This window comes from Hydrogenophaga sedimenti, from assembly GCF_051857515.1.
GTDB lineage: Bacteria > Pseudomonadota > Gammaproteobacteria > Burkholderiales > Burkholderiaceae_C > Hydrogenophaga.
The window spans coordinates 203,965-213,570 of sequence record NZ_JBPZHA010000010.1 but is presented as its reverse complement, the minus strand read 5'-3'; the positions used below and the strand labels follow the sequence as shown (position 1 = coordinate 213,570).

9 protein-coding genes and 2 tRNA genes are annotated in these 9,606 nt (G+C 62.7%); 3 read left to right on the top strand and 8 right to left on the bottom strand.

Annotation, left to right across the window (positions count from 1 at the left end; genetic code table 11):
• Nucleotides 1-268 precede the first annotated feature (268 nt).
• Complete coding sequence (locus tag ACS5NL_RS17190) at nucleotides 269-1,618, top strand: DUF1566 domain-containing protein (RefSeq protein WP_439355110.1); 1,350 nt, start codon at nucleotides 269-271, stop codon at nucleotides 1,616-1,618.
• Nucleotides 1,618-2,175: an Lcl C-terminal domain-containing protein gene (locus ACS5NL_RS17185; protein WP_439355109.1), complete on the top strand. Its 558-nt coding sequence runs from the start codon at nucleotides 1,618-1,620 to the stop codon at nucleotides 2,173-2,175. The genes ACS5NL_RS17190 and ACS5NL_RS17185 overlap by 1 nt, the downstream gene beginning before the upstream one ends.
• A gap of 91 nt (nucleotides 2,176-2,266) precedes the next feature.
• On the opposite strand, the gene ACS5NL_RS17180 is transcribed toward ACS5NL_RS17185, so the two are convergent.
• The 7 genes from ACS5NL_RS17180 to ACS5NL_RS17150 form a co-directional block, all read right to left on the bottom strand.
• Nucleotides 2,267-2,980, bottom strand: coding sequence for an ABC transporter ATP-binding protein (locus tag ACS5NL_RS17180; protein ID WP_439355108.1), 714 nt, complete (start codon nucleotides 2,978-2,980; stop codon nucleotides 2,267-2,269).
• Nucleotides 2,981-2,982: 2 nt separating this feature from the next.
• Nucleotides 2,983-3,747, bottom strand: a complete 765-nt coding sequence (locus tag ACS5NL_RS17175) for an ABC transporter ATP-binding protein (RefSeq protein WP_439355107.1) — start codon at nucleotides 3,745-3,747, stop codon at nucleotides 2,983-2,985.
• On the bottom strand, nucleotides 3,744-4,757 hold the full coding sequence (locus tag ACS5NL_RS17170) for a branched-chain amino acid ABC transporter permease (protein ID WP_439355105.1): 1,014 nt from the start codon (nucleotides 4,755-4,757) through the stop codon (nucleotides 3,744-3,746). The genes ACS5NL_RS17175 and ACS5NL_RS17170 overlap by 4 nt, the downstream gene beginning before the upstream one ends.
• Before the next feature lie 85 nt (nucleotides 4,758-4,842).
• On the bottom strand, nucleotides 4,843-5,706 hold the full coding sequence (locus ACS5NL_RS17165; protein WP_439355103.1) for a branched-chain amino acid ABC transporter permease: 864 nt from the start codon (nucleotides 5,704-5,706) through the stop codon (nucleotides 4,843-4,845).
• Between the two features lie 97 nt (nucleotides 5,707-5,803).
• On the bottom strand, nucleotides 5,804-6,991 hold the full coding sequence (locus ACS5NL_RS17160; protein WP_439355102.1) for an ABC transporter substrate-binding protein: 1,188 nt from the start codon (nucleotides 6,989-6,991) through the stop codon (nucleotides 5,804-5,806).
• 258 nt (nucleotides 6,992-7,249) lie between these two features.
• A tRNA-Arg gene (locus tag ACS5NL_RS17155) sits at nucleotides 7,250-7,326 on the bottom strand.
• Nucleotides 7,327-7,384: 58 nt separating this feature from the next.
• Nucleotides 7,385-7,461: transfer RNA gene (locus ACS5NL_RS17150), tRNA-Pro, on the bottom strand.
• A 265-nt stretch (nucleotides 7,462-7,726) separates the two neighbouring features.
• On the opposite strand from ACS5NL_RS17150, the gene ACS5NL_RS17145 reads away from it, so the two are divergent.
• Complete coding sequence (locus ACS5NL_RS17145; protein WP_439355100.1) at nucleotides 7,727-8,317, top strand: hypothetical protein; 591 nt, start codon at nucleotides 7,727-7,729, stop codon at nucleotides 8,315-8,317.
• Between the two features lies 1 nt (nucleotide 8,318).
• On the opposite strand, the gene ACS5NL_RS17140 is transcribed toward ACS5NL_RS17145, so the two are convergent.
• Nucleotides 8,319-9,578, bottom strand: coding sequence for an acyl-CoA dehydrogenase family protein (locus ACS5NL_RS17140; protein ID WP_439355098.1), 1,260 nt, complete (start codon nucleotides 9,576-9,578; stop codon nucleotides 8,319-8,321).
• Between the last annotated feature and the right edge of the window lie 28 nt (nucleotides 9,579-9,606).

The following is a 9,606-nucleotide window of genomic DNA, read 5'->3' as shown; positions in this document are numbered from 1 at the left end:
ACCGAAAACGGGCGGTGCAAACGCAGAAACTGCGTTGAATTCGCTGATTCCGAGTCGCGCTGTTTCATGTCGTGGCAAGCCGCCCGCTATCGGCTGGCGCTAAACGTGTTTTGAACACCATCCTTAGGGCAGGCTGAACCAGCGTCAAATCGATGCCGTAAATACCGTTGGTCGCCTGGGCAGAAAGTCTTGTGAACTTGAGTTGACACAAAGTTTCACCTTTTTACACTACATACTCATCTGCTACTTATCGCCTTGGGGAGGTTAAATGAGTGCTTCAAAAGTATTTGCTTTGGGTATGTCCCACTGCGCGCTGTGTTTGGGGTTCTCGGCCGTACTTGTGGCTTGCGGTGGCGGAAGTGATGCTGGAGGCAACCGGCTGGTTGGGGCAAAGTCCGATACTGTTGCCAAGGGTAACTCCACAGTAGGAAGTACTCCGGCGCCGAGTGAACCGCCCTCACAAACGCAAACAGATGAGATCTTGCGCAAGGGCGCAGAGTTGAATCAAGTCGAGTTGGCAGCAGCCCAAACTGCACTAGGTGCAAGCGGGTCCAAAGCTTTTCAATTCACGACCAAGGCATTCTCCGGGTTGATCACGGCCTATCGGTTCTACAACAGCCAAACCGGCGCTCACTTCTATACGGTCAACACGACCGAACGCGACAACATCATTGCCAATCTGCGGCAGTTTCAATATGAGGGCCCAGCGTTCTTGGCGAGTGCTGTGGCGGCCCAGGGCTTAAGTCAGGTTCATCGCTTCTACAACACGCAGACCGGTGTTCACTTCTACACCATCAGTGTTTCCGAGAAAAATCTGATCCAGCAGACATTGCCACAGTATCAGTACGAAGGGGTTGCGTATTACGCCAGCAAGGTGACAGGCACTGCCTTGACGCCATTGCACAGGTTCTACGTGAATACCCGGGGATTTCACTTCTACTCAAACAACCAGGCAGAAACGGACGCCATTCGCAACAATCCCGCGACGGCCCACTACGTCTATGAAGGTGTGGGCTATTACGTGCTGGGCGGCAGCTATGAGGCAAGACCGGTGGTCTTGCCACACTCTGGGGTGAGCACTTCGTCGTGTTATCCGCTGGGAAGCAGTACCGTGGTCGTTTGTGATTCGGACAGTGGCCGCTCTCTTTATCAGGCCCAGGATGGTCATCGGGCAAGCATCAATCCGATGAGCTACAGCGAAGTACCCGCAGCGGCGGGAGGCACGTACCCTCGCACCGAGTGCATCAAAGACAACATGACCGGCCTTTTCTGGGAAGGGAAGAATGCAGTCGAGCCACGGTCGGCCGCTGCGGTTGTGACCTATGCGAATGTCGCTGCCTATGTGACGTACGTCAACAGCATTGCACTGTGCGGCTTTACCAATTGGAGAGTGCCAGAAATACAGGAGCTGCACAGCATTGTTGACTATGGTCGACGTGGCCCCAGTCAAGACACAGAATGGTTTCCCAATGCGGCGTCAAACTATTACTGGTCTTCCACACAGTCGGTCGTGTCCAGCGCTGCCCAGAATTGGGTGGTGGATTTCGACGACGGTCGGCAGTATCGATACGCTCGCACCTCGAGTCTGCGTGTTCGTTTGGTTCGTCACCAGCCCTGATGATGCAATGGCTGTCCGTGTTTTCTCCTAACAAAGTAGGGATGAATTCCATGAAGACTTTTTCCGCTATTTGCAGGGCATATCTTGTGTTCGTGTTTCTCGGCGTGAGCAGTGAGATGGCGTTCTCGCAAGCCACCTGTCCCACCTCGCCAGGCCGGTTCGCTGCCACCGGGGACGAAGTGCTTGACCGGTACACGGGTTTGGTGTGGAAGCGCTGCAGCCAGGGGCAGACGTGGAGTGGGTCTGACTGCACTGGAACGGCAACCACCCACACGCACGAGCAGGCGATGATTGTTGCTGGCCAGGCCACCGGAGGTTGGCGTCTGCCGAATATCCGGGAGTTGTCAACCCTGGCCGACTTCGGCTGCTACAGCACCTTGCTGGCGGCTATCGATCAAACGGCGTTTCCTAGGGCACCCAGGGGATCTGCCTGGTCGACGACCCCGATGAAATTGAGTACTGGGTACGCCTGGTATGTGAATTTCGATGAGGGTGATGCTCAGTGGACTTCTCGTGGAAGTTCTTTGTATGTTCGTCTTGTGCGATCCACGCCCTAAGTTTGTAGAAGGCAACGCGGTATCGCTGGACGCGATGTATCAGTCTGGAGTTGGAGTCCAACTCCAGAAACTGCTATTGCTCTAACCGGTGTCAGACGCCCAGATACTGTTCCAGCAGTTCCGGCCTGGACAGCAGTTCTTCCGAAGACCCCTCGAACACCACCTCGCCCTTGACGAGGATGACGTTGCGGTCGGTGATCTGCGTGACCTGTTTCCAGGCCTTGTCCACGATGATGCTGCTGATGCCGCTTTCCCGGATCAGGCCGCAGATGCGCCAGATCTCGCGCGCGATCAGCGGCGCCAGGCCTTCGGTCGCCTCGTCGAGGATCAGCACGTCGGGGTTGGTCATCAGCGCGCGGCCGATGGTCAGCATCTGCTGCTCGCCACCGCTCAGTTGTTGTCCGCCGTGGCCCAGCCGTTCCGACAGGCGGGGGAAGGTTTCGAGCACGCGCTCATAGGTCCAGTCGCGCTGACCCTTCGTTCCGGCGCGCGCCGACATCAGCAGGTTTTCCTTGACGCTGAGGTTGCCGAAGATGCCGCGCCCTTCGGGCACGTAGGCGATGCCCTGTCGCGCGATCTCGAAGGTCGGCGCGCCGGTCATGGCCTGACCCTTGATGTGTACCGTTCCGCCGCTGGGTTTGACGATGCCCATGATGGACTTGAGCAGGGTGCTCTTGCCCATGCCGTTGCGGCCCATCAGGCCGATGGTCTGGCCGGGCTGGACGGTGAAGTCGATGCCGCGCAGGATGTGGCTCTGGCCGTAGTGGGTGTGCAGGCCGGTGGCCTGGATCAGCGGGGTGGTCATGTTCAATGCTCCTCGCCCAGGTAGGCCGCCTGCACCATCGGGTCGTTGCGCACCTCGGTCGGCGTGCCGCTGGCGATCACCTGGCCGTTGACCATCACGGTCAGCTGGTCGGCCAGTGCGAAAACGGCGTCCATGTCGTGTTCGACCAGCATCATCGCGTGGTCCTTCTTGAGCTTGAGCAGCAGCTCGACCATGCGCTCGGCCTCGGCCTGGCCCATGCCCGCCAGCGGTTCGTCGAGCAGCAGCACGGTCGGCTCGGTGGCCAGCGTCATCGCGATTTCGAGCTGTCGCTGTTCGCCATGGCTGATGGTGGCGGCGACGGTCTGCGCGCGGTGGGTGAGGCCGGCGAGCTCGATCGCGCGTTCGCAACGTTGGTTCACTGCCGTCATCGACGCGGCCGACTGCAGCCAGCGCAGCGGGTTCCAGGGCGCGTGCCCTTCGCGCGACTGCGCGGCCAGGCGCACGTTCTCCCAGACGGTGAAGGGCAGGAAGATGTTGGTCTTCTGGTAGCTGCGGCCCAAGCCCAGGCGCGAGATCGATTCCGGCGTGTGGCCGGCGGTTTCTTCGCCGCCGAACAGGATCTTTCCCGAGGTCGGCTGCAGGTCGCCCGAGAGCAGGTTGGTCAGCGTGGACTTGCCGGCACCGTTGGGGCCGATGACCGCGTGCAGGTTGTCGCGGTAGAGCTTGACCGAGACCTCGTTGACGGCCGCGAGGCCGCCGAAACGTTTGGTCAGCTTGTCCGCGGCGAGCAGGGCGACATCACTCATTTCGATGCCTCTTTGTTGCGGTTCAGGAATTTCTCGCCCAGACCGAGCAGCCCGCGCGGCGCCACGATCACGATGAACACGATGAACAGGCCCATCCAGAGCTGCCAGTGCTTGCCGGTTTCGAAGCCGCCGATGGCGGGCAGGTCCTTGACCAGGTGCAGCACGTACTCGAAGCTGAAGGCGCCGACGATGGCCCCGGCGAAGTTGCCCATGCCGCCAAGGATGACCATCATGATCGCGTGCGCGCTCATGTGGAACCCCATCAGCTCGGGGTTCACGAAACCGGTCTGTGCGGCCCACAGGTAGCCCGCGACGCCGGCCAGCGTGCCCGCCAGCGTGAAGGCCGCGAGCTTGTAGCCGAAGCTGCTGTAGCCCACGGCGCGCAGCCGGTGTTCGTTGACGCGGATGCCCGCCAGCACGCGGCCGAAGGGTGAGAACAGCACGCGGCGCAGGAACAGGTAGACCGCGATCAGCACCACCAGGGTGAAGTAATAGAAGTGGCGCTTGTTCTCCAGGTCCAGGCCGATGGCGGTCGCGTCGGGCCGGAAGTTGACGTAGATGCCGTCGGAGCCGCCCAGCGACTTGTTGTCGAAGAACAGGAAGAACACCATCTGCGCAAACGCCATGGTGACCATGATGAAGTAGATGCCGTGGGTGCGGACCACGAAGAAGCCGATCACCAGCGCGGCCAGACCGGCCCCGGCCGCCGCCAGCGGCAGGCTCCAGAACAGGCTGATGGGCGTGTCCTGCGGCGTGAGAAAGGCCAGTGCATATCCGGCCAGGCCGAAGTAGGCCGCGTGGCCGAGCGAGACCAGGCCGGTCACGCCCTGCAGCAGGTCCAGGCTCATGGCAAAGATCGCCAGGATCATCATCTGCGACAGCAGCTGCAGGTAGAAGTCGGTGCTTTCCAGCGGCACGAAGGGAAAGGCGGCGAGGGCGATGGCACCGGCGATCAGCACGGCCTGCATCGACTTGGGCAGCCGCTCAAGTTGGGCTTTGGCGTTGCTCATGAAATGTCGACCCCCACGCTGGTCACTTCGTGTACTGCGCTGCCCCCCACGGGGGCTTGAGCGCCTTGGAGCGGTCCTGCGGCACTCATTGTTTGAACAGCCCTTCCGGCTTGTAGAGCAGCACCGCTGCCATGAGCATGTAGACGGCCATGCCGGCGATCTGCGGCACGAGCACCTTGCCGAAGGTGTCGACCAGACCGACCAGCAGGGCCGCGACGAGGGCGCCGCGCACCGAGCCGATGCCGCCGATGACAACCACCACGAAACACATGATCAGCACCGAGCTGCCCATGCCGGGGTAGACGCTGGACAGCGGCGAAGCCACCATGCCGGCCACCGCCGCCAGCGCCACGCCCAGCGCAAACACCACGCCGTGGATCAGGCGGATGTTGATGCCCAGCGCTTCGGTCATCTCGCGGTTGAAGGCCCCGGCGCGGATCTTCATGCCCAGCCGCGTCTTGCTGATCAGGCCGTAGAGCCCCAGCGCCAGCACGACACAGACGCCCGAGACCACCAGCCGGTAGACCGGGTAGGAGAGGTTCTCGGTCAGCTGGATCGACTGGTTGACCGCGGCGGGCACGGCGACCGAGTGCACGTCGTCGCCCCAGAGGATCGAGCGGATCTCTTCAAAGATGTAGATCAGGCCGAAGGTCAGCAGCACCTGGTCCAGGTGGTCGCGGTGATAGAAGTGCCGGAACAGCAGCCATTCAAGCAGCCAGCCGAACGCCACCGCGATGATGCTGCCGACGACGATCGCCAGCACCAGGCTGTTGAACTGCGCCGCCAGTGCCCAGGCGAGGTAGGCTCCCAGCATGTAGAAGCTGCCGTGGGCGAGGTTGACCACGCCCATGATGCCGAAGATCAGCGTCAGGCCGGCAGCCAGCATGAACAGCAGCAGTCCGTACTGCAGGCTGTTGAGCAGTTGAATGAGGAAGTTGGCGAAGTCCATGGCACTCCGTACAGCCGGGGATGGCGCCGATCCGGCTTCGCCGGTCGGCAGACATCACCCCCATGAGGGGGGTGATGCCGAAGGCAGCGCAGGGGGGTCAGCTCAGTTTGCAGCCAGCGCCGGAGTCGGCCACGGCCTTCTGCGCGATGCCGATGACCTTGTTTTCCTTGCCCTCGACCTTGCGCAGGTACATGTCCTGGATCGGGTTGTGGGCCTTGCTCATGGTCCATTTGCCGCGCGGGCTGTCGATGGTGGCGCCTTCCATCGCGGTGTACAGCTCCTTCTTCTTGGAGAGGTCGCCCTTGACGGCGTTGGCGCCCTTGACCATCAGCAGACCGGTGTCGTAGCCCTGCACGGCGTAGACGTCGGGCTGCAGCTTGAAGGCCTTGGCGTATTCGAGGCGGAATTTCTTGTTGGCCGGCGTGTCCAGCGAGTCGCTGTAGTGCATGGTCGTCAGCACGCCCTTGGCGGCGTCACCGGCGGCGTCGAGCACGCCCTCGGTCAGGAAGCCCGAGCCGTAGAGCTGGATGGTCTTGTTCAGGCCGGCCGCCGCGTAGTCGGTCAGGAATTTGGCCGCGCCACCACCGGCAAAGAAGCAGGCCACGGCGTCGGGCTTGAGCGCGGCGATCTCGGTCAGCAGGGCCTGGAACTCGACGTTGGGGAAGGGCAGGCCCAGCTTCTTGACGATGGTGCCGCCGGCGGCGGTGTAGCTCTGCTCGAAGCCTTCGAAGGCCTCTTCGCCGGCCGCGTAGTTCCAGGTGATCCAGACCGCCTTCTTGTGGCCGCGCTCGACCATGGCCTTGCCCAGCGCCAGCGTGGGCTGGGAGTTGGTGAACGAGGTGCGGAACACGTTGGGCGCGCACTGGGCGCGGGTGGCGATGTGCACGCCGGCGTTGGGGATCAGGTTGAGCACACCGGATTCGCGGGCGACCTTGTGGATGCCCATCTGCACGCCCGAGTGCACGGTGCCGACCAGCACGTCGACCTTGTCGCGCTGCACCAGGCGCTGCGCGTTCTCGATGCCCTTGGCCGGATTGGATTCGTCGTCGACCTTGAAGTACTCGATTTCGCGGCCGCCGAGCTTGCCACCCTGTTCGTTGATCGCCATGCGGAAACCGTTCTCGATCGCCACACCCAGCTGGGCGAAGGTGCCGGTGTAGGGCAGCATGAAGCCGACCCGCAGCTTGTCCGATTGCGCGCGTGCCAGTTCGGGCAGCAGCAGGCCGGACGAGGCGGCGCCGATCACGGCGGCAGAACGGGTCAGGACGAGGCGGCGGGTGGTCATGGGAGAGGCTCCTGGGAGTTCGTCAAAGGTGCTGTCACTGTAGGCTGGCACTCGACGCATGGCGATACAGGCTTTCCCGTACTTTAGGGTTCAAGTATTCAGGAGTAAAGCAAGAAAGTCGAGCGAGTGGTGCTGTGACATGCAGTATCGTGCATGTTGTGCAGAATATTGCGAGGGGAAACCCTTGATGCGCACAAGACGTGCGCTGTGCCGAAAGCACTGCATGGGTGATCGGAAACGGGATGGGGTATGGGAGGGTGGCCTACCCGGAGGGACTCGAACCCCCGACCTGCTGCTTAGAAGGCAGCTGCTCTATCCAGTTGAGCTACGGGTAGACGGTGAGGCCGAGATACAAAAAAGGCCCACGTCGTGGGCCTTTTTGTTCTCAAGAAATGGTCGGAGCGGCGGGATTCGAACTCGCGACCCTCTGCTCCCAAAGCAGATGCGCTACCAGGCTGCGCTACGCTCCGACAAGCCGACGAGTATACCCTGCGGCGCAGCTTCATCCGGATTGTTTGCCTCCGACCGGCCTTGCGAACGCAAAACCACAGATTGGGCGCGCGCTGTGAGATTTGGTGGCACGGATATCAGGCCCCATCCGCGGTGGCGCGCGCGAGACGCGCCAGAACGCCCGTCAGGCGCTAGCATTGCAAGACAACTTTAGTTTTCATCATGTTTGACCGCATCAAACAAGCCTTTCGGCGCAATGCTGCTTCCGGAGCCGGGGATACCCCGGTGTCCCGCTGGGCCACTTCGCAGTTCCTCCACCACAAGGGCGGGGACAGCGGCCAGTTCATGATCGAAGGCCAGCTGCTGGGGCGGGCTTTCCGTGCGGAGTGTGGCGCTTCCTCGCGGCCATACATCGATGGGCTGGAGCTTCGTGCCCGCGTGGACCTGGACCTGCCGCCGGTGGGGCAGGTGGTGGTGATGTCGCGTGTGGTCGAGAAGTGGCTCATGGCCATCGACCCTTCGTCCGAAGCCTCTCGCGGGCTGGCGGACGAAAAGCGCTGGCTCAATCAGTTGTCGGAAACGCAGTGGCGCGATGCCTCGCCGGTTTTCTGGTCGCGCTATTCGGTGCGCAGCGACTCTTCGGAACTGGCCCAGCGCTGGCTGGACAACGATGCGCTGGAGTTCCTGACCATGGGCGACAGCCAAGTCGCCGCGAAGGTGCCGGTGGTGATCGCACTGATGCGCGGCAAGTGTTACCTGCGTCTGCAGGCCAATCCGCACGCCCGGGATGCCGACACCCTGCTCGCGCTGGAGCTGATGGAACACCTGACCGAGCGTGCCCTGAAACTGGCGGCGCGCCACTCGCGCCGCCACTGACTCAGCAACCCCGCGTCACCGGCATTTCCACATCGGTCTTCAGGGCCATGTGCCGGGCCAGTTCCAGCTTGGCGATCGCGGCACGGTGCACTTCGTCCGGGCCATCGGCCAGGCGCAGCGTGCGCTGGTTGGCGTAGCTGTAGGCCAGCGGGAAATCGTCGCTGACGCCACCGCCGCCGTGGGCCTGGATGGCCATGTCGATGATCTCGCAGGCCATGTTGGGCGCCACCACCTTGATCATGGCGATCTCGGCCTTGGCGACCTTGTTGCCCACGGTGTCCATCATGTAGGCGGCCTTGAGCGTGAGCAGGCGCGCCATCTCGATCTTGCAGCGCGCATCGGCGATGCGTTCGTGCCAGACCGACTGCGACGAGATCGGCTTGCCGAAGGCCACGCGGCTGTTCAGGCGTTTGCACATCAGTTCCAGCGCGCGCTCGGCGGCGCCGATGGAGCGCATGCAGTGGTGGATGCGGCCCGGGCCAAGGCGACCCTGGGCGATCTCGAAGCCGCGGCCTTCGCCCAGCAACAGGTTGCCCACCGGCACGCGCACGTCCTTGAGCAGCACTTCCATGTGGCCGTGTGGCGCGTCGTCGTAGCCGAACACGGTCAGCGGGCGCACCACGGTGACGCCGGGGCTGTCCGCGGGCACCACGATCATGCTCTGCTGCGAGTGGCGAGGCGCTTCAGGATCGGTCTTGCCCATCACGATGTAGACCTTGCAGCGCGGGTCGCCGGCGCCGGACGACCACCACTTGCGGCCGTTGAGCACGTAGTGGTCACCGTCGCGTTTGATCTCGCACTGGATGTTGGTGGCGTCGGACGACGCGACCGCGGGCTCGGTCATCAGGAAGGCCGATCGGAATTCGCCCTTGAGCAGCGGCTCCAGCCACTCGTCCTTGATCGCTTCGCTGGCGTAGCGCTCCAGCGTTTCCATGTTGCCGGTGTCGGGCGCCGAGCAGTTGAACACCTCGGCAGCGAACGGCACGCGGCCCATGATCTCGCACATCGGTGCGTATTCGAGGTTGGACAGGCCTTCGGGGGCGCGCTTGCTCTGCGGCAGGAAGAGGTTCCACAGGCCGGCGGCGCGGGCCTTGGGCTTGAGCTCCTCGATGATGGTGGTCGGCCGCCAGGCGTTGCCCGCCGCGCGGTTGGCGGCGATCTCGGCGAAGAAGCGCCCTTCGTTCGGGTAAATGTGCTCGTCCATGAATGCCAGCAGGCGCTGGCGCATGTCCTTGACCTTGTCGGTGTAATCGAAGTTCATGTGGTTCCTTTGGGAGTCGTGGGTCCGG